The following is a 23,703-nucleotide window of genomic DNA, read 5'->3' as shown; positions in this document are numbered from 1 at the left end:
AGTGAATAAAAATATTATTGACACAGGTTTCAACAAAGTTATAAAATCAAGACATGGTTTTCTTTCATACAATAAAAATGATATTTATATTGGAAAATCGATAGAAAAATATGGGGAATTTTCTCATCTTGAAGCAAAACTATTTGAACAAATTTGTAAAGATAAAGATGTAGTTATTGAAGTTGGAGCAAATATTGGAGCTCATACTGTATATTTATCCAAACTTGTTGGAAGTGGTTTTGTGATTGCTTATGAACCACAACGATTGGTGTTTCAAAATCTATGTGCAAATCTTGCAATAAATAGTATTTCAAATGTATTTGCATATCAAGAAGCAGTTAGTAATGAAAATGGAACTATATTAATCCCAGAGTGTGATTTTACAAAAAACAATAACTTTGGTGGAATTAATATTGAAAATAGTAAAAATGGAACTCTTGTAAATAAACAAAAATTAGATAATTATACAAATAAAATAGATAGACTAAAATTGCTAAAAATCGATGTTGAAGGTATGGAAATATCAGTAATCAAAGGAGCTATTGAGTTAATTAAAAAATTCAGACCAATGATTTATGTTGAAAACGACAGACAAGAACACTCAAAAGAATTAATTGAGTTATTATGGAGCTTGGATTACAAAATGTATTGGCATTTACCAAGGCTTTATAATGAGAATAATTTTTTTAATGAGAAAGAAAATATTTTTGGAAATATAGTATCTGTAAATATGCTATGTTTGCATAAAGACAGTTCTATTCAAATATTAGAAATGGATGAAATAATCGATTCAAAACATCATCCAATGAAAAAATGAATATAATAATAATCTAAATTTTTTAGATATAATTCCCCTAATTTAATGATTTGAAGGTAACATAATGATAGAACAAGAAAAAAAACTTTTTGAACAAGCAATTGAATCTTTTAATAAAAAAGATTACGATAAATCAAAATTTTTATATGAAGAAATCTTAAAAATAAATCCAAAGTCTTCTAATATTTATGGAAACTTAGGTGTTATTTATAAAATAAAAGGTGATATCAATACAGCTATAAAATATTATGTTGCAGCAATCAATTTAAATCCTAAAAATACTCTTGTGTATAATAATTTGGGTAATGCATTTAAAGAAATAAAAAATTATAAAATGGCACTAAAAGTATATATTGATGCAATAAAAATTAATCCAAAAGATTTTAATATGTTTAATAATCTAGGAATAGTTTATGAATTAATTGGTGATAATAATAGAGCAATTGAAGCATATAAAGAAGCTGTAAGAGTAAATCCAAAGTATGCAAAAGCTGTAAATAATATAGGTGTAGTTTTATATAAACAAAAAAGATATAAAGAATCAGCGCAAATTTTTGAAATAGCACTTCAAACAGACTCAAATTACAATGAAGTTTATAGTAATAAAGGTGCTGCATATAACAAAGCAAAAGATTATGATAAAGCAATAGAATCTTTAGAAATGGCAATTCTTAAAATGCCAAATCATGGTGGAGCATATACAAATTTAGGAAATGTATATAATAAATTAAATGATTATAAAACAGCTGCAAAAATGCATGAAAAATCTATAGAATTAGAGCCAAATGGTTCAAATGCACATAGTAATTTAGGTACTTCATACAAATATTTAGGATTATCAGATAAAGCTGTTACTTCATATAAAAAAGCTATAGAACTTGACCCAAATTTTGTAAATGCACATTTTGACTTAGCAACTATGTATTTAGCATCTGAAGATTTTAAAAATGGTTGGAAAGAGTATGAATGGAGATTTAGAAAAGAAGAGATGATTCCTCATATTATAAAACATAAAGATATTTTTTCTAAGCCATTGTTTACAGGAATCGAAGATATAAAAGGTAAAACTTTATTACTTCATTCAGAGCAAGGGTTTGGAGATAGTATCCAATTTATAAGATTTCTACCACAATTAAAAGAAAAATTTGGATGTAAAATAGCAGTAAAATGCAGAGAAGGTTTAAAAGAATTATTTACAACAATTGATGAAATTGATGTATTAGTTGATAGAAGTGAAGAAACTCCAGCGTTTGATTATCAATTATCAATTATGAGTATGCCATTTATTTTGGATATGAAAAGTACAGATGAATTACCAAAAAAAATGCCATATTTAAAAGCTATTTTTGATAAAGAATTAGAAATTAAAAAAGAAAAAGACAAAATCAATATTGGTATTTGTTGGAGTGCTTCAACAACAGGTGAAAGTTATGAAGGAAAAGTATTTGATTTGAAATTTTTTGAACCTTTAATGAATAATCCAAAAATTAATCTTTACTCTTTACAAATAGGTGAGGGAAGTGAAGATATAAAAAAACTTGGATATGAAAATAAAATAATAGATTTAACTCATAAATTAACTAATTTTTCAAAAACGGCTTCACTTATAAATGAATTAGATTTAGTTATTTCATCAGATACAGCAGTTGCTCATTTAAGTGGTGCATTAAATAAACCTGTTTGGATTCCTTTACAAAAAATTCCTGACTGGAGATGGACTAACAAAGGTGAAACTACAAAATGGTATCCAAGTGCAAAATTGTTTAGACAAAAAACAGCAAAAGTTTGGGAAAGTGTATTTCAATCAATAAATGCAAAACTTTCAAAACAATATAAAATTAAAATAAATTAATAGGTAGTTTTTTGCAAATTCAAGAAAATATCACATCGCAAGAAGAATCAATATTTGAAGATACAACTTTAAATAGAGAAGAATATCCTTTATTATTTACATTAAAGTATATTTTAGATTTCTATTTTGGAGAAATATCTTTAAATACAATCATAAGTTTAAGTGCTAAATCAAATAAAGGTTTTACCCAAGAATTAGCAGTTGATGTTGTAAAGGAAATCGGTTTTACAGCAGTTTGTCGAGATATGAAAGCTTCAGATATTCCAAATCATTTTTTACCATGTATTGTCTTTGATAAAAAAGAAAATCCATATGTACTAAAAAGAAAAGGAAAAGAGTGCTTATTATACGATCCAATTAATAATAGTGAAATAAAAAAAGATAGTAGTTATTTAAAAAACTTTACAAAAGCAATTTTAGTATTTAGAGACCCAAAAAAAGAAAAAATACTTGATCAAATCAAAGGTAAAGAGTGGTTTTGGAATCCAGTAAAAAAATTTTGGAGAGCATATATTGAAATAGGATTTTTAACTCTATTTATAAATATTTTTGCTCTTGCTGTTCCTTTATTTTCAATGAGTGTATATGATAGAGTTGTTCCAAATAATGCAACAGAAACACTATTTGTACTTGCAATTGGAGTAATAATAATCCTTTTATTTGATGTATTTTTCAAAAGTGTTAGAAATCATATCATTGAAAAAGTGGGAAAAGAATTAGGACTTCATTTAGAAGAAGAACTTTTAAAAAGAGTTTTAAGTATTCAATCTCAATATGATAGTATGCTTGTGGGAACAAAAGCAAATTTGTTTAGAGAGTTAGCTTTAATCAAAGATTTTTTTGCTACAAAATCTATTGTACAAGTAATAGATTTTCCTTTTTTCTTTATATCAGTTGCTGTTATATTTATAATTTCACCAATGATTGCTTTAGTTCCTATATCTATTGCTATTTTAGTACTAGTTTTTAATTTTGCAATGCAAGTTCCAATTTCAAATTTAAGTAAAAAGAATATAGAAAATGTTCAAGCAAAACACTCTTATTTGGTTGAAACTATTCAAGGAAGTGAAATAATAAAACTTTCAAATGCACGAGCAACAAAACTTTTTAATTGGAGAAATATTATCGCTGTAACGGATTCAGTTTCACATAAAATACAATCTTTAAATGTATTTTCAATGAATTTATCTCAATCAATAATACAATTTGTTACGCTCTTAGTTATTATTGTTGGAGTATTTGAAATAAACAGTAAAACTCTATCTGTTGGTGGATTAATAGCAGTTACAATTCTTGCAAGTCGTGCAATGGTTCCTGTAATTCAAGCTTCAATGATGGCAATAAAATTAAAAGAGATTAGTGAATCATTAGATAATATAAATGAATTTTGGCATTTACCATTAGAAAATGATAAAAATATTGAAATTGGTTTGGGTGAAATTAAAGGAAATATTGAATTTAAAAATGTTGAATTTTATTACAAAAATAGTAAATATGCATCTTTAGAAAATTGTAATATAAAAATAAAAGAGGGTGAAAAAGTAGGAATTATTGGACAAACTGGTGCTGGGAAAAGTACCTTTTTACGAATATTAACAGGTCTTGATTATCCAACAAAAGGTTCTGTTTATTTAGATGGACATGAAATATCTACAATTCATCCTGTTGAAATTAGACAAAATATTGGAGTTATGCCACAAGAACCATTTTTATTTTCTGGTACATTAAAAGAAAACATTGAATTATCAAGCCCAATTAGTAAAGAAAAAATGATGCAATTAATAAAAATTACGGGGCTAGAAGATTTAGTAAAAAAATCAGGACAAGGTGATGGATTGCAAGTTGGTGAACGAGGTTGTAACTTATCAGTTGGACAAAGACATTTGGTTGCACTTGCAAGGGCATTATTAAATAATCCTCCTATTTTAGTTTTAGACGAACCAACAACAGGACTTGATGTAGGTCTTGAAAAATCTTTAATAACACATATGAAACAAGTATTGGATAATAAAACTTTGATAGTAATTACACACAGATTTGCAGCATTAGATTTAGTAGATAGAGTAATTGTTTTAAACCAAGGTAAAATTGTTGCTGATGGTCCAAAAAATACGGTTTTAGCTGCATTACAAGAGAAAAAATAATATGAATAGAGGATTATTTGAAGAGAAAAAATGGAATTATTACACTACCGTAATTCCAATTATGATTTTTTTTACGGTTTTTTTATCTTGGGCTGCAATTAGTGAAGTTGATGAAGCAATAAAAGGAACAGGAAAAGTAGTTCCCTCAGGTCAAACAAAAGTAATACAAAATCTTGAGGGTGGAATTATTTCTGCAATTTTAGTAGAAGAGGGGAAAACAGTAAAAAAAGGAGATATTATATATAACCTTTCAAATGCTTTTTTTAGTTCAGAATTTGTTACAAAAGAGATTGATTTATTGAGTCTTCAAGCGGTTTTAATAAGACTAGAAGCCTTAATTGATAATCAAAAAACAATTGAATATCCTGATGAATTAAAGAAAAAAATACCTGATATAATTGAAAATGAAACTAGAATATTTTATGAAGATTTGGAAAATAATCAAAGAAAAGTAGATATTGCAAAAGATCAATACAATCAAAAAGATTATAAATTAAGAGAAACAAAAATTAGATTTAATAATCTTAGTATAGAGTTGAATTTAGCTATGGAAAATATGAAAATATTAGATGAGTTGTTAAATAAAAAAGTTGCTTCTAAAAAAGAATATATATTAGAATTATCAAAAAAACAAAATATTGTAACTCAAATTGATGAAACAAGAAATAGTATTCCAATATTACAAGAAGAAATTGAAGAGTCAAAAAAGAAAATTGCTTCAGTTGAATCAGAAAATAGAAGTAAACAATTGAGTAAATATTCAGAAATTAAAACAGAGATTAACAAAGCAATAGAAAAAAATAAAGCAAATGTTGATAGAGAACAAAGAAAATCAGTAATTTCACCTGTAAATGGGATTATTAATAAACTTTATTTTTATACTGAGGGTGGAATTGTAAAACCTGGTGATAAAATGGCTGAAATTACTCCAATAGAAGACTCTTTAACAATTGAAGCAAAAATAAAAAGTTCAGATAGAGCATTTATTTGGGAAGGACAAGATGTATCTGTTGAAATTACAGCATATGATTTTTCTAAATATGGTTTATTAAATGGAAAATTAATTTCTATTTCTCCTGATAGTTTTGAAGATAGAAATGGTTCAATTTTTTATATAGCAAAAATAAAAGCAGATGTAAATCAATTTGCACCAGATCTTCCAATTTTACCAGGAATGGTTGCAAATGTTAATATTTTAACAGGAAAAAAGACAGTACTTAAATATATTATAAAACCTCTTAAAAATATTAGTAAAAATGCTTTAAGTGAACAGTGATTTAAAAATGTTATTAAATAAAATTATTTTAATAATGAAATAAGAGAAAATAAAATATAATGAAAGTTATTACTACAAAAGGATTGATGTGTTTAGTTTCATAAAAGCTATCCAAAATTTACTTGGCGAATTAAAAAAGAAAAAAGGATTGTGGTTTACAATCTTAAGTGTTTTGTCTATATTTGGAATCACTCTTTCTATGTATTTACTAACAACAATGACAACTAAAATCGCTGAAGAAGTTTATGCTAACATGTCAGTAACTTATAAAAGTAATTTAGAATATAAGTTTGAAGATAAACAAAAAGAGTTTAAAAGAATTGTTTTAGGATTAAAAAATAATGATAATTTTAAAAATAATTTGAGTAACAAACAAATTATAGATTCAATTATGGATGTTTATAATAAAAGTTTAATTGAATCAGGTTTTGATAGTATCTCTATGTCTTTTTATCCAACTGTTTATCAAACAAGTCAATATCGTACTATTATAAATAGTGTAATAAATAGAAAAATTACATCATTTGGTATTGAAGTTTTACCAGATGGACCAAATATTGTTTATATTGAACCTATTATATTAGGGGAAAATGTATTAGGTGTTGTCGAAATAAAAGAGAGTTTAGTATCTTTAAAAAAAGATTTTGAAAGAAATAAACAAAGTATATTTCTAGCATTAATACAAGAAAAAATGATGTCTCATTTAGCAATTGATGCAAAAAATGGTAGGTATCGTCCTATCGTAGATGATCTAAGAGTAGAAGAACAAAAATATGATGGTGCCTTTTTTACAAATGTTATGGAAGAGGGTTTAACAGGTTTCAAAGAGCTAAAAGATAAAGGGTATGTTGTTAATAAAGAATATTTTAAAACATATAAAGAAATGGTAGATGTAAATGGCGTTACTATTGGATATTTATTAGTTGGAGAAAAAGTTAAAGGTAATGACGGTTTTGTAAGTATTGTTGATAAAATGACTAAATCTGTTACTATGATAGCATTAGGTTTAGTAATATCTATATTATTATTTATGTTTTAAAGGCTATAAATGAGAAGAGTTAAAATATTAAAAATCTTTTTTATTGTCTTGTTATTTATAACATTTATTTTATATGCAAATTTTTCTTTAATAAAAACATTTTTTCTTGCAACATTAACATTTAATATTCCTATTATTACTGTTTTTTCACTTGCATTATTGGTAATTTATCAATCAGCAATAAAATTAACAATGTTAGCAGGTACTTTTGGAATATTGGCATATAAACAAGGTAAAAGTTTAGAATTCTATTTAGAAGGAATTAGTAAAATTATGCCTGCAAGTATTGCTCATATGTTTCAAAGAAGAGCAAAAAAAGGTGTAATACATTTTTCTGAACAAGAAGCAAAAGATGTAACTGAATGGTTAGAAAATCAGTTTTTTAAAGAAAAAGGCTATACAGCATTTTTTGTGGGAACTTCTTTAACACTTGGATTACTTGGAACATTTGCTGGATTATTGGTTGCAATTGATCAAATGGGAAAAATTATTTTATCTTTTGGTGGAGATAATATAGATATGGGAGAAATAATGACAGGATTCTCAGGTCCTTTAGGTGGTATGGCCATTGGATTTGCTTCTTCATTATTTGGTGTTGCTTCTGCAATTATATTAAATCTTATGCAATATATCTTAACAAAAAGTCAAGCAGCTTTTTTAGAAGATGTACAAGATTGGATAAAAGGAAGAATTGTTGAAACTCAAGCTATAGATACTATTGAAGATATAGGAGATATTAAAGGTTTTAATAAAAGTGGAGCTAATAATATGCAAGCTGCTGGATTTATAGATATTTTTGTAGATACAATAGGTGATTTTACAGAACGAATGGAGCATTCGAATCAAGTATCTCAAGATATGTTTATGAAAATTGCTAATAAATTAGAAGAGACTGTAACTACTTCAGATAATGAGTCGATTTTATTAAAAAACTTGATTGAAGTAATGAAAGAATCAAATGTTAATCAATATTCTAGTTCTAAACTCATTGAAGAATCTTTACAAGAAATTTCAACAGTAATTTTATCAGAGCATAAAACGATAAAGAAAAGTTTATTATTACAAGAAGAAAATAATAAATTACTTATTGAGTTAGTTAAAAGTTTAGAAAAAGAAAATAATTTAGAAAGTAAGAGATAATATATGGCTTGTAAATTTGAAGAAGAATTTAATCCTTGGCCATCTTTTGTCGATATTTTTTCTTCAGTTATTTTAGTATTACTATTATTTTTGTTAGTTGTTCTTGCAAATCTGGGATATTATGCGCAATTTAAATATAAAGTATCCTTTAATGGTTCAATTTCATCTAGTGAATTAATTTCAAGTACAAACAATCCTCCTGTTGTAAGTACTACTAATCCTAATTCAGATCTTAATATACAAATAATAAATGAACAAAAACAGATGATTTTAGCTCTTCAACATCAAATAGCATCAGAAGATACTTCTGTAAAATCTGCTAAAGGAACAGATGAAATAGAATCTTCTGGTATAAATGTTGCAGATAAAAAAGAAGATTCAACTGTAATACAAAAAATTCTTGCAACTGATGAATATATAGTAATAACATATAAAGCAGATGAATTTTTTGTTGATGATGCTGTTTCAAAACAAATAAAAGATTTCGTAAATAAAGCAAAAAATAAATATCCTAATCATCAAGTTAATATTTATGCATCTGACATAAAAGACCAATTAAGTGCAACTATTTCTAAACAAATTTCTCTAGCAAGAACAATGAGTGTTAGAAATTTAATTAGAAAATTTGGTTATGAAAAAAAAGATATAAAAATTGATTTAACTAGCAATCCTGATTTAAAAGAATCTGTAGATGCTAAAAATGGTTATTTAGTAATTAAAATAGTAAAGTAGAAAATAAATGAAAAAACAATTGATATTTTGGATATTTTTAAGTGTTATTTTAAATGCGAATGAAGAAACACTAATAGATGAAAATAAAAATATTTCTGTTTATATTGATGAAAATCCAAGCCGTTCTGAAATGCAGAAAATGAATAGTTTTGGCAGATATGATAAAAATTTTAATGCAGATATGACTAAATATAAAAAAGTATCATTAATGGATGTTGTTCTTGAAACAGTATCAAATAGTGATTTATTAAAAGCAGCAAGAGAAGGAGTAATCCAAAGTGAAATTAAATTAAAAGATTCAGTTGCTGGATATTATCCAACTTTAAATTTTGAAGCAGAAAATGGAAGAACTCAAGCAAGTAATGTAGATAATGGAACAAAAGATACAAAATTTTTTAGATATTACAATGATAGAAATTATAAATTTATTTTAAGTCAAAATATTTATTCTGGTGGAGAAACTTCAAATACTATTAAAAGTTTAGAAAAAAAATTAAATGTAGAAAAAAACCAATATCAAATTGTTTTGCAAGAACAAATTACAAAAGCAATAAAAGCATATTTTGATGTAGTATTTTCATATAGAACTGTTTTAGCTAGTGAAAATAATATGGAAAATTTAAATAGAATTTTAGAAATTGTAACAATAAAATATGATAATGGAGCTGCAACAATTGGTGATTTAACAGCAATTAAAGCAAATGTTTCAAATGCACAAACACAACTTACAAAAGTAAAATCTAAACTTACTGAATCAATTCGATATTATGAATATATTGTAGGTGAAAATTATATTCAAACACTTCCTTATGAGAAAAATTTTAATATTAATGTTTCAACTTTTGATTTATTATATGAAAGAGGAATCAAAAGAAACAGTATGATTTTAAATTATTATGAATCTCTTGATGCTGAAAAATTTAATTTAAAATCAAAGAGATCAAGTTTTGCTCCTAAACTAGATTTTGAAGTTTCATTAGATAATGTAATGGATAAAGAAGACTATAAAGAAAGAGAACAAGAATTTAATGCACTTTTTAGACTAAGTTTTAATTTATATAATGGTGGAAAAGATGAGAATAAAATCTTAAGTGCTTTTAGTGTTATTAGAGAACTAAATTTTAAATTAGATGAAGAAAAGAAAAAATTAAAATGGAATATCTCTAAATTATTTACATCTATACAATCTACAAATGAATCTTTAAAAAGTAATATTTCTGAAGTTATTTCATTAAGAAAAATGGTTGATGCATATTGGGAAGAGTTTAATTTAGGACAACAAGATTTACAATCTTTATTACAAGGTCATAAGCAACTAAATTCAGCAGAAATAGAGTTGATAAAATATGAAAATAGTAATATTACTGATTTTTTCACATTACTAGGATATACAGGAGATTTATTAGCCTTTTTTGATATGGATCCTGAACATCCGAAATTTATTGATTTTACGAAAAGTAATTACACACAAGATGTATATATTGATGATAAATTTCTAACAGAAAAAGAAAAATTAGAAAGAGAAGAACAAAGAAAAAAAGAAGAAGAATTACGAAATTCATTTGCTAATAAAGCTATTAAAGATGAGAATATTAATGATTTTATTAAAAGTTTTTTAAGTACAAATGATAATTTTTATACTATTGAAATAGGAAAATTCAATAATCAAAAAGATGCAATTGATTTTATAAAAAATAATGAATTAGATAAAAATTCTTTTTCTTATGATTCTATTGAAAATTTAAAAGTTAGTTCAAAAATTGCACATGGGATTTTTGAAAATATTGAAATGGCAAATTTAGAAATGAGTAAATTATCAAAAAACAATAGCCAAAAAACTCTTGTTATAAAAAAAGTGAAAGATATTAAAAAATCATATAATGACTATATTATAGGGTTAAAAGTTCAAGCACCTGCTCCTGAGATTAAGGTTGTTGAAAAAACAAATACTATTGAGAAAATCAAACAAGAGAAAAAAATAGAAGAGTTTCAATTTGATGAAACAATAAAAAATACTTTTATAAATGCAAATCCTGAAGCTTATACTATTAATGTAACATCATTTAATAATAAAAAAGAGTTAGAAAGAATTCTGATTGAAAATCCAACTTTGTATAAAAATTCTTTTGCATATAATTATTCAAATGGAACAAATCTAATTAGATGGAATTATGGAATTTATAATACATACGAAGAAGCACAAAAAGCTATTGAAGAACTCAATAAAATAGGAGCTTCTTATTATCCAGTTGTTCAAAAAGTTTCAAAAGAGCAAGAATTGTATAATTTAAATATTCAACAAAATATAAATGAACCCAAAAAAGAACCAGAATTTGAATATATAAATGAAACTTCTAAAACAGAGTATACAAATCCAAGCTCAAGTAGTGTAAAAGAAAAATTCTTACTTTTAGAAAAAGTTAAATAATGCAGAAAAATATAAAAATTAGAATAATAAAAAATATCGCAACATTAATATTAATATTTGTTGGTATTTTATTTTTATTCTTTTGGTCGTTTTTTTTAGATTTCAAAGAAAAAGCTTTTATAAATGCCCAAAAAAACATTGAATTAAATGTGGATAAATATACTGATAAACTCCAAAGTAAAATTATTTTGTTTGATAAAATATCTATAAATCAGTATATTAAAGATATTAAAAATACTAATTTTATAAGCAATGTAAAAATCAAATACAACAAAATTTTATTTAATAAAGAGAGCTTGATTTTCCAAACTGATGGTTTTGATGATAATTCATGGAATTTAGCAGATGTTACAACAGATATAAGATTTGGTGAAATAAAAAAAATAGAAGGAACATCTTTCTTTGAATTTATACCATTAAATGACTCTAATTTAAATGAAGATTTAATAATTAAATTTCAATTATTTAAAAATAATGAGATTAAGAGCTTTTTAGTTTCTCTTAATCCAAATTTAGTAGATAATAAAGATATTGAAAGAAAACATGAAGAATTTTATAGTATTTTTGAATATTTTTATAATATAAAACTAGAGAATGTAATAACAAAAGAATTGAAAATCGGTGATATAAACTATGCAACAATAGAATATATTATTGATGAATATAGTTTAAAAAAAGAGATTTATGACTTTTCCAATAAACTATTTATTTTTATAGTAGTTTTATTTTCTTTAATAATAATATTTATAGTTTATTATAATAATTATATAGAAAATAAATATATAATTGAACCAATTAATTATCTTGAGAATGTTGTTTCTGATATGTTAAACAATAAATTCTCAAATATAGATAATAAAGTTTTTAATGAAAATCATGAATATAAAAATTTGTTGAGTAATATATCAAAATTATCAAATAGAGTAGCATCTTTAGTAAATGAATTAAATATTAATAGAGAATCTATGGAAAGAAATTTATTAACTGATAATTTAACAGGATTATATGATAAAAAAATGTTTGATATTGATATGAAAAGTATGTTTGTATCATCTTTTGAAGGTTATATCTTTTTATTAAAAATTGCTAAACTAAATCAAATTGAGAGCTTAAATGGTACAGTAAAAACTGATGATTTTCTTTTGTCTTATGTAAATATTATAAATAATATTATTAATTCATATAATAATAAAATATCTTTTTATAGATTTCATGGAGCAGAATTTATAATTTTAGCAAAGGATTTTGATTATTCAGAAGCAGTTAATTTTTCAAATAGAGTGATTAATGGATTATTTACTGAAATATCAAAAAACTATAAATTACCTGATAATATATTTCATATTGGAGGAACACCAATTGATAAATATGGAACAATAGATTCAATCTTAAGTTTAGTAAATGATGCATATAAAGAAGCTGTTTCAAAAGATAAAAATAGTTATGAAATTATTGAAAAAAATAAAATCTCTGAAGAAGTAGAAAAAACAGAAAAAAAAGTAAGATATATAATTGAAAACAATGATTTTGATATATCATTTGCCTTTGATAGTTATTCTTTTGAGAATGAATTATTAATGAGAGAATTAAAACCAATATTAAAAGACCAAGATGGTAATATCTTGCCAATAGGTTCATTTATTGCAATTAGTGAAAAATTAAAATTGAATAAATTTTTTGATAAACAGGTTATTTTAAAGGCTTTAGAATATATTAAAAATAACAATATCGAATATAAAATTGCAATTAATTTATCAATTAAAACTATATCAGATGATGAATTTATTGAATTTTTAAATAAATTAGTAGTTGAAAATAAAAATATTATAAATAATATTTTATTTAGTATTACATCTTATTCTGCTTCTGTTTATAAAAAACAATTTATAGAATTTGTTAAACAATTAAATAAATTAAATTTTGAAATATTAATTAAAAGATTTAAAACAAAAGAGTATTCACTAGAAGAGTTATCAGAAATAAGAATTAATTATATAAAAATAGATAAAGATTTAACACAAAATATTCATAATGATTTAATAAAAAAGCATAGAATTAAAAATATTATTGTTTATGCTGAAGTGAATGAAGTAAAAATTATAGTTGAAAATGTAGAATCAGATCAAGATTATAAATTTTTGAGTAGATTAGATTTATATGCAGTTAATAGATAAGGTTATTTATGAATAAAATTATAGTTGTGTTGATAATGATAATATTTGTAGGTTGTTCTCAAAAACAAGATATTTTGGTTACAAAAAAAGTTTATCCTGATATTTCAAAAAATGCTGTTTTTGATGCTGCTAAAACTCTTTTTACTCTTTCAAATAAAGAAAATGGAAATAAATCTTTTATTGTAGATGTTTATAGAGATAAAATAGAAGTAAATAAAATAATATTTGAAGATAATATAATCAAAGTAGATATTGTTTTAGATAAATGGATATTAGAACTATATCAAACGGAAAAAGAAACAAGAGCTAACTTAATTGTAATTAGAAGAGATGGAATAAATCCTGATGATATTGAAAATATAAATCAAAATGTACATCAGCTTTTTTGGGATAGATTGGATTATTTATTAGGTTTAAAAAAAGAGTGGAAAATGTGTAATAAATATTTCTCATATAATTTATTAAATGGTTTTTGTGATAATTATTTTATTAGATTTAGTCCAGATAATAGTTATATCCAAAAAAATATTTTAATATCACAAGAAAATAGTAATAAAAACACAATTGATACTATAAAAGCAGATATTTATGAAAAAACAGATTTATCATTAGGTTTAAGTAATAGCGATATTTTTAATCAAAGTGAAAATATAGAAGATACAAATATGTTATCTCCCGTTATTATGGATGATATTTTTAAAACAGAAGCACAAAAAAAAGAAAGAGCAAAAAAAGTACAAAATTTAGATACAAATGAAAAAATTGGTTTAAAAGATTTAAAAGAAGACAAATCATTGAAAGAAGATAAAGATATTGATAAATTTAAAGAAAATTTAGAAAATATAATAAATATGAGACCTCAAAATGAGAATACTGATTCAAATAAGATTATTTTAAATAGTAATAATTTAAAAGAAAATAGTGAATTTGATTTGAAATCAAAAGAAAAAAAATGATAATTTAAAAGGATTTTTATGAAACTAATTATTTATATATTTTTATTTTTTACAACTTTATATGGAGTAACTTTTGAAGAAGCTACTGATAGTTTTAATAAAAAAAATTATATTGAAGCCTATGACAAGTATAGTGAGTTAGCATTAAATGATGATGCAAATGCCCAATATAATATTGCGTTAATGAATTATAAAGGATTAGGCGTTACAAAAAATTATAAGTTAGCTTTTTTTTGGTATGAAAAATCTGCACAAAATGGTAATCCAGCTGCACAAAATAATTTAGCACATATGTATCATTTAGGTGAAGAAGTTAAAAAAGATTTAGAGTTAGCTGAAAAATGGTACAAGCTTTCTGCTCAGTCTGGTTATCCTTTTGCACAACTTAATCTAGCGATGTTATATGATTCAAGCACAAATGAAGAAAAGGTAAAAGAAGCATTTTTTTGGTATGAAAAGGCTTCTTTACAAGGTGTAATTATTGCACAAAATAATTTGGCAAAAATGTATTATATGGGAAGAGCCACAAAAGTGGATAAAGCAAAAGCACTTTATTGGTTTACTAAATCAGCAGATGCTTCAAATTCTGTTGCACAAGCTAATTTAGCAATGATGTATTTAACAGCTGATGGAGTTGAACAAGATATTCCAAAAGCAATAGAATTACTTACTAAATCAGCAGAACAAAACAATTTACCATCAATGATTAAACTTGCTGATTTATATGGAAAAGGTAATGAAACTTCTTTGGATTATAAAAAATCATTTTATTGGTATAACAAAGCTTCTGAATTAAAAAGCACAACAGCAATTTTTCATGTAGGATTATATTATTATAATGGATATGGAGTTGAAAAAGATATGAATAAAGGGATTAGTTATATTAAAGAGGCAAAAGAAAAAGGTTATCAAAGAGCTGAAAACTTTTTTAAATTAAATAATATAAAATAGAAAACTTATTGATTATAGAAAATAAAAAAACAAAAGTAATATTTCTAGATAGAGATGGTGTAATAAACCATGATTATGGATATGTAAGCAAAATTGATAAATTTGATTTTATAGATGGGGTATTTGAAGCTTGTAGATATTTTATAAGTTTAGGCTATGAAATTATAATTATTACAAATCAATCAGGTATTGGAAGAGGATATTATTCAGAAAATGATTTTTCTATTCTTACAAATTGGATGATAAAAGAATTTAATAAAAATGATATAAAAATATTAAAAGTATATCATTGTCCTCATACTCCTTCTGATAATTGTGCTTGTAGAAAACCTAATCCTTTGATGATAAACCAAGCAGTAGAAGAATTTAATATAAATCTTGATAGTTCTTGGCTTATAGGTGATAATATCTCAGATATTAATACTGCAATTAATTCAAAAATAAAGAATTATATATTAATAGATTCAAAAAAAAACAATCAGAAAGATTATATGATAGTTGATAATTTAATTGATACAATAAACATAATTAAAAACTAGGATAGTTTAATGAAATACAATGATATAAATTTTAATAAAAAAACTATTTTAATAACTGGAGGAGCTGGGTTCATAGGCTCTAATTTAGCATTTTATTTTCAAGAAAATTATCCTAATTCAAAAGTAGTTGTACTTGATTGTTTTAGAAGTGGTGAGATATTTTCAAATGGAAACTTAAAAAGTTTTGGTCACTTTAAAAATCTACTTGGATTTAAAGGTATTGTAATTAGTGGTGATATAAATGACAAAAAACTTTTAAAAGAATTAGAAAATAATTATAAATTTGACTATATTTTTCATCAAGCTGCGATTTCTGATACGACGGTTGGTGAACAAGATTTAATGATAAAAACAAATGTAAATGCTTATGAAGATTTACTAAAAATTGCTATTAAACATAACGCAAATATGATTTATGCATCAAGTGCAGCCACATATGGAGATAGCAATAGATTTGAAGTTGGATATGAATTACCAAATAATGCATATGGTTTTTCAAAAGTAATGATGGATAATATTACTGCTTCATATTTGAAAAAAGATTTAGATATTTCAATTGTTGGATTAAAGTATTTTAATGTTTATGGACCAAAAGAGTTTTTTAAAAATAAAACAGCATCAATGGTTGTTCAATTTGCTCACCAAATATTAAAAGGTCTTACTCCTAAACTTTTTGAAGGAAGTGATAAAATTTTAAGAGATTTTATTTATATTGATGACATTATTCAAGCAAATATAAAAGCTTGTAATCCTAAAAAATCTGGTATTTACAATGTGGGAACAAGTAAAGCTAGAAGTTTTGAAGATATTGTGAATATTTTGCAAAAAGAACTTAAAATCGAGAATGGAAAAGAATATATTCAAAATCCTTTTGTTGGCTCTTATCAATTTTTTACACAAGCGAATATTGAGAAAACTAGAGAATACTTAGATTATGAACCAAATTTCTCTCTTGAAGAAGGAATAAAAGCTTATATTCCTGAGATTAAAAGACTATTTAAAGAGGAAGTTAAATGAGAAAATTAGATAAAAAGCCAAATATTCTTGTAATTGGTGATTTGATGATAGATCACTATTTATGGGGAACTTGTGATCGAATCTCACCTGAAGCTCCTGTTCAAGTAGTAAATGTAAAAAAAGAAAGTTCTGTTTTAGGTGGAGCTGGAAATGTAATAAATAATCTTTTTGCACTTGGTGCAAATGTTGATGTTATAAGTGTAGTTGGAGATGATTTAGTTGCCAATGAACTAAAAGATTTATTTGATAATATAAATGTCTCAAGAAATGGTTTAATTGTTGAAAAGAATAGAAAAACATCTAAAAAAAGCCGTTTAATTGCATCTCAACAACAAGTTTTAAGATACGATATGGAAAGTATTGATGATATTAGTAGCCAAAGTTGTGATGAAATTTTAGGTAAATTAAAAAAAGATATCAAAAAATATGACTCAATTATTTTATCAGATTACGGAAAAGGTGTTTTAACATCATCTTTAACAAAAGAGATTATAAAACTTGCAAATGAAAATAAAGTAAAAGTTTTAGCTGATCCAAAAGGAAAAGATTATAGTAAATATAAAGGCGCTTATACTTTAACACCCAATAAAAAAGAGGCTATTGAAGCTACGAATATAGATATAAAAGATGATTTTTCTTTAGAATTAGCAATAAAACAATTAAAAGAAATCTATAATTTAGAGGTATCTTTAATCACTCTTGGTGAAAATGGAATTGCAGTGTTTGATGAAGAATTAAGAATAAAACCAACAGTTGCAAGAGAAGTTTATGATGTAACAGGAGCTGGTGATACGGTAATTGCTTCAATTGCTTTTGCTATTGCCAATGACTTGGATATTGATGAATCAATACACTTCGCCAATTTAGCTGCTGGTGTTGTTGTTGGAAAAATTGGAAGTGCAATAGCATCTTTAGATGAGATTTTTGAATATGAGTCAAGTTTACATCAATCAACTTCTCTAAATAGAATTAAATCATTAGAAGAAATAGAAATTTTATCAAAAAAAATTCATGCAAAAGGTAAAAAAATAGTTTTTACAAATGGATGTTTTGATATATTACATGCTGGTCATGTAAAATATCTTGAAGTTGCTAGAAGTTATGGTGATATATTAATTCTAGGTTTAAATGCAGATATTTCTGTTAAGAAGCTAAAAGGCTCAACTCGTCCAATTAATTCTCAAGACGATCGTGCTTATATTCTTGCTTCTTTGGAATCTGTCGATTATGTAGTTATTTTTGAAGATGAAACTCCATATGAATTAATCAAAAAAATACAACCTAATATTCTTGTAAAAGGTGGTGATTATGAGGGTAAAGATGTAGTTGGTTCTGATATAGCAGACGAATTAAGGCTTGTTAGCTTTGTGGATGGACAAAGTACAACAAAAATAATCCAAAGGATTCAAAATGCAAAAACAAACAATTAAAGATGAATTTTTAGCTCATTTAGAAGTTATTAATTTAACTATAAAAGCTATAGAGGATAAACTTGAAAAAGCTTCACTTTTAGTTATTGAAACACTAAGAAATGGAAATAAAATTCTTCTTTGTGGAAATGGTGGAAGTGCTGCTGATGCACAACATATAGCAGCAGAGTTAACAGGAAGATATAAAAGTGATAGACGAGGTCTTCCTGCAATTTCACTTACAACAGATACGAGTGCATTAACTTCTATTGGAAATGACTATGGATATGATAGAGTTTTTGATAGACAAGTTGAAGCTTTAGCACAAAAAGGTGATTTATTAATAGGGATTTCTACAAGTGGAAATAGTAAAAATGTAATAAATGCACTTAAAACAGCAACTGAAATGGGTTGTAAAACTCTTGGTTTTTCTGGAAGAGATGGAGGGAATATGAATAATATTTGTGATATAAATCTAATAGTTCCCTCAACTGATACTCCTCGAATTCAAGAAATGCATATATTAATTGGACATATAATTTGTCAAATTATTGATAATGAGTTTTCTTAAATATATGGCGCCATTTATTGAACAAAATCAATAAATAGCGTCATATATTTATCAACTTTTTTCTTTTTCTTTTTATGAATAGTTTCGCCTTTAAAATTAAGGTTTTCAAAGGTATAAATAGTTCCTTTTTGAGGAATTTTATCAGTTTGCATTCCTATTTTGGGTCTCATAAATACTGTTGTATTTACCACTTTTTCTTTATGCAAAGGAACGATACTAAAAGAGCCATCTCCAACACATAAAGGTTTTTTTACCTTTGCTGATGCATTTGAGAATGATGTAACACCAGGAATTACTTCAGAATTTTCATAAACAATGCTATTTTGTTCTTTTATTAAATCTAAAAGATAATAAACCGTGCTATAAACAGCACTATCTCCTAAAGTTACAAAAGATAAAGTTTTATATTTTTCAAATGATTTATGAATTGTATCTACTTGATTTTGCCAATCTTCTGTTTTAAAATTCATTGGAGTATACATAGGAATAATAGGTTTAGTAAAATTAAATTCTTCCATTAATTTTTGAACTATTTTATATATCATTGATCGAATAAACTATGAACGGCACTTTTAGTAGGAATACAAATAGCATCAGAATTCTTCAAAGCTTTTATTGTTATAAGTTCATAATCACCAGGTCCTAAAGATTTTTAGAGGTGCCCTAAATTGCACCAATAATTTGAATAAGTGCATTTACCGTTCTTTCAGCAAGGATTTTATTCTTTATTTTTTGAATTTCCTTTATATCATCTGAAGATATTTCTTCAACACATTTATTTCCTAAATATGGTTTGATGTGATTAATGTAGCTTTTCTTAATTTTTTCTATATCTTTTACTTCTGTTTCTTTTTCTTTAAAATATATTTCTGCAAAATCGTGAAATTTTATGATCTTTTTTCTTTTCTTTTTTGCAATAATAGGAGGATCATCTCCTAATCTTAATTTCATAATAATTTCATTTCGGATTCATTTGCAGTAATTTATTCTTATACCTTGTGAATATTTACCAATAGTTTTTAACTTGTCTTTATCATTTTCTCTATAGCGAATAATGTACATTTTATCTACTTCTTTGGCATTATCGTTTATAATCTGTTTATAAAAAATACCTTCCTCATTGGTTGGGATTCTTTTTGATAGTATTTTTAAGTTTATCATTGTTTTAGTCCTTGAAAAGTCCGTGTGATTTGAAATATATTGCTAAATAATGAGATTTATTTTACTATTAAAAACCATGAGAGTTCCTTTGAAAAACCGATATGATGGATATTGTAGTATATTTATAGAAAATGATAAAAGGAATATTATGGGATTAGGTGTAGGAATAGTAGGGCTTCCAAATGTGGGTAAATCAACAACTTTTAATGCTTTAACGAAAGCTCAAAATGCAGAAGCGCAAAATTATCCATTTTGTACAATCGAACCAAATAAAGCGATTGTTCCAGTTCCTGATAAAAGATTAATTGCATTAGCAAAAATCGTAAATCCAGATAAAATTCAACATTCAACTATTGATTTTGTTGATATTGCAGGACTAGTTCGTGGTGCTTCAAAAGGTGAAGGTTTAGGAAATCAATTTTTATCAAATATTAGAGAAGTTGAAGTTATTTTACATATGGTTAGATGTTTTGAAGATGGAAATATCGTACATGTTGAGGGTGATGTAAATCCTTTAAGAGATATTGAAATTATCGAAACAGAGTTAATTTATGCTGATATTTCTCAATTAGAGAAAAAAATTGATAGATTAAAAAAACAATCAAAAACTTCAAAAGAAGCAGCAGCTTCTTTAATTATTGCAGAAGAAGTATTTGCTCACTTAGCTGAATTACAACCTGTTAAAACATTTGAAAATAAAGAGCATGAAGTGTTTATTGCTCTTGATAAAGAACTTAGATTTTTATCAAATAAAGATGTAATTTATGGAGCAAATGTTGATGAAGATTCATTAGCTGATGGTGGAAATAAATTTGTTGATATTTTAAAAGAACACGCAGCAAGCGTTGGTGCTGATGTTATTGTTTTATGTGCAAAAATTGAAGAAGAATTAATTGGGCTTGAAGATGATGAAGCAACTGAATTTTTAGCAGATTTAGGTGTTGTTGAGTCAGGGCTAGAGCAAATTATTCATAAAGCTTTTGATAAATTAGGTCTTCAATCATATTTCACAGCTGGGAAAGTTGAAGTAAGAGCTTGGACTATTAAAAAGAATACAAAAGCACCACAAGCAGCAGCTGTAATTCATAATGATTTTGAAAAAGGATTCATTAAAGCTGAAGTAATTGCTTATGAAGACTTCGTAAATCTAGGTGGTGAAGCTAAATGTAAAGAAGCTGGAAAACTAAGACTTGAAGGTAAAGAATATGTTGTTCAAGATGGTGATATAATGCATTTTAGATTTAATGTGTAAAAAATTTATTTACAATTGATTCAAGTTCTGTTACAATCAAAATAATTATAATTTAGGAGTTAAATTTGTCATCTATTAATATTTTAGAAAAGATAGAGTCCCTTCCGCCTCTTCCAAAGACAATAATTGAAATAGAAGAGTTTAGGAAAAAACTTAATAAAGAAGCTCTTGATTTATTAGAAATAATAGAAAAAGATGCGTTAATAATTTCTACTTTATTAAAAATATCTAACTCTGCAATGTTTGGATTTAGATCAAAAGTTGAAACACCTAGTAGAGCGATTAATCTTTTGGGAATAAATTTCACAATTTCTATTGCAATTGGCGGAACGGTACAAAATCTTCTAATGACAAATTTAGAGCCTTATGGAATAAATAGTGATGATTTCATGAGAGCTTCTAATATCTCTTCTACTTTGGCAAATATATGGTTATCAAAAATAGATATTGATTTAAAAGAAGAGATTATTCTTCCAGCATTATTACAAGAAACGGGTAAATTTATTTTATCAGATTTGATTTTAAATGAGAAAAAATCTGATTTATTTAAAAGTAAAATAGCATCAGGTTCTAGTATCGAAGAGGTAGAAAAAGAGTTATTAGGTTTTACAACTAACCAAATTACAGCTCAAATTTTTAGACATTGGAAATTAAGTGATAATTTGATTAATATGATTGAGCATGTTGATGACATATCAAATGCAAATGAAAATTTTAAGAAAAAATCTCAAATTTTAGATGTAATCAAAACAGCCTGTAATGTTAAAGAGCCATTAAGTGATGAAAATGTTGCAAAAGCAATAAAAAAAGCTATAACTTATGGTTTGGATATAAAAGTACTTAGCAAAGCTATTGAGACTTTACAAGATAGATTATTAGACGAAAAATAATATCTTACAATCCTTGAAGTAGAATGTTCCATAAATATTCTACTTCTTCATCATTAAAACTAATCACTTTCTTTTTTTCAAATAAATCTTTCATTTTATTAAGTTCAAATCCTCTTGAATAAGCACAATTTGCATGAACAGGTAAAAAACCTCTTACTAGTGAAATATCTTGTGTAATTTTATTTTCACATAATAAACATTCAAAATCATTGTGAAGTCTTCCTTCATATTCAATTAATGAAATATATGACTCACAAATAGCTCTTAAAGCGTTCTGTTTTATCATAATATGAACTAAATTTTCAAAAGAATAAAAATAAAAAGCATCAATATGTTCTATATCTTTTAAGTGAGGATAAAAAAGTTTTATATATCTTTGCCAGCAGTACATCTTTTCATTATCTAAAATCCAAGGGAAACCTAGTTGAATAACATCTTTTAATCTAGGAATTGAAGACTTTGTAATTTCAAGCTCAAAATCAATTTTATAACCTAAATTTATATTAGAATGTCTTGCTCCATAAAATCTATAGGTTGTCATAACTTCATGCTCAGTTAAAATCGATACAATTAAATCATCATCTTTTACGGGTTTTATATCAATAATATAACCTTGCATGAAAGCTTTTTAGTCCTCGTCTTCTTCGTCTTCATCTTTTCTCATATCATTGATTTCTTCAATGATTTCTTTACATTCCTCATCATCAATTTCGCCATTTTCTAAATCAACTAACATATCTTCAAAATCTTTTTTCATTTCTTGCATTTCTTTTAATTCTTCTTTTGTACTATCATCTTCTTTTTTTGCAGCAATAATTTCGAATAATTCATCAATATAATCTTCAATTTCAATAAGTACATCATTTTTTATTAAATCTTCTAATTCTTTTTGGATACTCATTTTTACACCTTTATTTTAATTTTAAAATTATAACAAAAAAGAACTACTCTTTTGCTTCAATATAATCATATAATATTTGTGCTAAAATATCTAAAATAATTATGTAAGGAAAGTAAATGGCAGAGTTTAATAATGTTTCTATCGCAAAAGCAGCTAATATTCTTTTTGAAGGAAATATTACTAGTAGAACAATAGTATTTGAAGATGGTTCTAGAAAAACATTAGGAATTATGTTAGCAGGAGAATATGAATTAAACACAGTTCATAAAGAGATTATTGATATTCAAGGTGGTATTTTAGAAGTTATGTTACCAGCTCAAGATTGGGTAAGATATGAAGGTCCAGCATCATTTGAAGTTCCAGCTAATTCTAAATTTAAATTAAGAGTACATATGTTGGTTGATTATTGTTGCTCTTTTATAAAAAATAATTAATCTTTTGTTTGTCATTTATT

23 protein-coding genes are annotated in these 23,703 nt (G+C 25.1%); 18 read left to right on the top strand and 5 right to left on the bottom strand.

The window, feature by feature from the left end; translation table 11 throughout:
- Nucleotide 1 precedes the first annotated feature (1 nt).
- From B0174_RS01035 to gmhA, 15 genes are all read left to right on the top strand, one after another.
- Nucleotides 2-817, top strand: a complete 816-nt coding sequence (locus B0174_RS01035) for an FkbM family methyltransferase (RefSeq protein WP_108557775.1) — start codon at nt 2-4, stop codon at nt 815-817.
- Nucleotides 818-881: 64 nt separating this feature from the next.
- On the top strand, nt 882-2,669 hold the full coding sequence (locus B0174_RS01030; RefSeq protein WP_108557774.1) for a tetratricopeptide repeat protein: 1,788 nt from the start codon (nt 882-884) through the stop codon (nt 2,667-2,669).
- Nucleotides 2,670-2,680: 11 nt separating this feature from the next.
- Nucleotides 2,681-4,813, top strand: a complete 2,133-nt coding sequence (locus B0174_RS01025) for a type I secretion system permease/ATPase (protein WP_165790372.1) — start codon at nt 2,681-2,683, stop codon at nt 4,811-4,813.
- 1 nt (nt 4,814) lies between these two features.
- On the top strand, nt 4,815-6,089 hold the full coding sequence (locus tag B0174_RS01020) for an HlyD family type I secretion periplasmic adaptor subunit (RefSeq protein ID WP_108557772.1): 1,275 nt from the start codon (nt 4,815-4,817) through the stop codon (nt 6,087-6,089).
- An 88-nt stretch (nt 6,090-6,177) separates the two neighbouring features.
- The gene (locus tag B0174_RS01015) at nt 6,178-7,128 is read left to right on the top strand and encodes a hypothetical protein (protein WP_108557771.1); all 951 of its coding nucleotides are present in this window, start codon (nt 6,178-6,180) and stop codon (nt 7,126-7,128) included.
- Nucleotides 7,129-7,137: 9 nt separating this feature from the next.
- Nucleotides 7,138-8,268: a hypothetical protein gene (locus B0174_RS01010; protein ID WP_108557770.1), complete on the top strand. Its 1,131-nt coding sequence runs from the start codon at nt 7,138-7,140 to the stop codon at nt 8,266-8,268.
- A 3-nt stretch (nt 8,269-8,271) separates the two neighbouring features.
- Entirely contained in the window at nt 8,272-9,000 is a 729-nt protein-coding gene (locus B0174_RS01005) for a hypothetical protein (RefSeq protein WP_108557769.1), read from the top strand.
- Nucleotides 9,001-9,007: 7 nt separating this feature from the next.
- Nucleotides 9,008-11,428, top strand: coding sequence for a TolC family outer membrane protein (locus B0174_RS01000; RefSeq protein ID WP_108557768.1), 2,421 nt, complete (start codon nt 9,008-9,010; stop codon nt 11,426-11,428).
- Nucleotides 11,428-13,602, top strand: coding sequence for an EAL domain-containing protein (locus B0174_RS00995; RefSeq protein ID WP_108557767.1), 2,175 nt, complete (start codon nt 11,428-11,430; stop codon nt 13,600-13,602). The genes B0174_RS01000 and B0174_RS00995 overlap by 1 nt, the downstream gene beginning before the upstream one ends.
- A gap of 8 nt (nt 13,603-13,610) precedes the next feature.
- Nucleotides 13,611-14,558 carry a hypothetical protein gene (locus B0174_RS00990; RefSeq protein WP_108557766.1) on the top strand — a complete coding sequence of 316 codons (948 nt, stop codon included), beginning with the start codon at nt 13,611-13,613 and terminating at the stop codon, nt 14,556-14,558.
- An 18-nt stretch (nt 14,559-14,576) separates the two neighbouring features.
- Nucleotides 14,577-15,509: a tetratricopeptide repeat protein gene (locus tag B0174_RS00985; RefSeq protein ID WP_108557765.1), complete on the top strand. Its 933-nt coding sequence runs from the start codon at nt 14,577-14,579 to the stop codon at nt 15,507-15,509.
- Between the two features lie 8 nt (nt 15,510-15,517).
- Nucleotides 15,518-16,048: a D-glycero-beta-D-manno-heptose 1,7-bisphosphate 7-phosphatase gene (gene gmhB / locus B0174_RS00980; RefSeq protein ID WP_228156386.1), complete on the top strand. Its 531-nt coding sequence runs from the start codon at nt 15,518-15,520 to the stop codon at nt 16,046-16,048.
- Between the two features lie 9 nt (nt 16,049-16,057).
- Nucleotides 16,058-17,065, top strand: coding sequence for an ADP-glyceromanno-heptose 6-epimerase (gene rfaD / locus B0174_RS00975; RefSeq protein ID WP_108557764.1), 1,008 nt, complete (start codon nt 16,058-16,060; stop codon nt 17,063-17,065).
- Nucleotides 17,062-18,495, top strand: coding sequence for a D-glycero-beta-D-manno-heptose-7-phosphate kinase (rfaE1, locus tag B0174_RS00970; protein WP_108557763.1), 1,434 nt, complete (start codon nt 17,062-17,064; stop codon nt 18,493-18,495). Before rfaD ends, rfaE1 begins: the two co-directional genes overlap by 4 nt.
- Nucleotides 18,476-19,045 (top strand): D-sedoheptulose 7-phosphate isomerase, encoded by a 570-nt coding sequence (gene gmhA, locus B0174_RS00965; RefSeq protein WP_108557762.1) that lies wholly within the window; start codon nt 18,476-18,478, stop codon nt 19,043-19,045. The genes rfaE1 and gmhA overlap by 20 nt, the downstream gene beginning before the upstream one ends.
- Nucleotides 19,046-19,059: 14 nt before the next feature.
- Here the strand turns inward: gmhA and B0174_RS00960 are convergent, their stop codons facing one another.
- From B0174_RS00960 to B0174_RS00950, 3 genes are all read right to left on the bottom strand, one after another.
- Nucleotides 19,060-19,590, bottom strand: coding sequence for an SAM-dependent methyltransferase (locus B0174_RS00960; protein WP_228156385.1), 531 nt, complete (start codon nt 19,588-19,590; stop codon nt 19,060-19,062).
- A 118-nt stretch (nt 19,591-19,708) separates the two neighbouring features.
- Nucleotides 19,709-19,996: a tyrosine-type recombinase/integrase gene (locus B0174_RS00955; RefSeq protein ID WP_108557761.1), complete on the bottom strand. Its 288-nt coding sequence runs from the start codon at nt 19,994-19,996 to the stop codon at nt 19,709-19,711.
- 18 nt (nt 19,997-20,014) lie between these two features.
- Nucleotides 20,015-20,206, bottom strand: a complete 192-nt coding sequence (locus tag B0174_RS00950) for a hypothetical protein (RefSeq protein ID WP_108557760.1) — start codon at nt 20,204-20,206, stop codon at nt 20,015-20,017.
- A gap of 148 nt (nt 20,207-20,354) precedes the next feature.
- On the opposite strand from B0174_RS00950, the gene ychF reads away from it, so the two are divergent.
- Complete coding sequence (gene ychF, locus B0174_RS00945) at nt 20,355-21,458, top strand: redox-regulated ATPase YchF (protein ID WP_108557759.1); 1,104 nt, start codon at nt 20,355-20,357, stop codon at nt 21,456-21,458.
- 65 nt (nt 21,459-21,523) lie between these two features.
- The gene (locus B0174_RS00940) at nt 21,524-22,348 is read left to right on the top strand and encodes an HDOD domain-containing protein (RefSeq protein WP_108557758.1); all 825 of its coding nucleotides are present in this window, start codon (nt 21,524-21,526) and stop codon (nt 22,346-22,348) included.
- Between the two features lie 4 nt (nt 22,349-22,352).
- Here the strand turns inward: B0174_RS00940 and recO are convergent, their stop codons facing one another.
- Both recO and B0174_RS00930 read right to left on the bottom strand, forming a co-directional pair.
- A complete protein-coding gene (gene recO, locus B0174_RS00935) occupies nt 22,353-22,967 on the bottom strand; it encodes a recombination protein RecO (RefSeq protein ID WP_108557757.1) in 615 nt (204 codons plus the stop codon).
- Nucleotides 22,968-22,976: 9 nt separating this feature from the next.
- Complete coding sequence (locus B0174_RS00930) at nt 22,977-23,249, bottom strand: hypothetical protein (protein WP_108557756.1); 273 nt, start codon at nt 23,247-23,249, stop codon at nt 22,977-22,979.
- A gap of 116 nt (nt 23,250-23,365) precedes the next feature.
- On the opposite strand from B0174_RS00930, the gene ppnP reads away from it, so the two are divergent.
- Nucleotides 23,366-23,683 carry a pyrimidine/purine nucleoside phosphorylase gene (gene ppnP / locus B0174_RS00925; protein ID WP_108557755.1) on the top strand — a complete coding sequence of 106 codons (318 nt, stop codon included), beginning with the start codon at nt 23,366-23,368 and terminating at the stop codon, nt 23,681-23,683.
- Nucleotides 23,684-23,703: the final 20 nt, after the last annotated feature.

This window comes from Arcobacter caeni (genome assembly GCF_003063245.1).
Classification (GTDB): domain Bacteria; phylum Campylobacterota; class Campylobacteria; order Campylobacterales; family Arcobacteraceae; genus Aliarcobacter; species Aliarcobacter caeni.
Note: the sequence above shows the minus strand (reverse complement) of the source record. Positions and strands in the feature narration are given on the sequence as shown.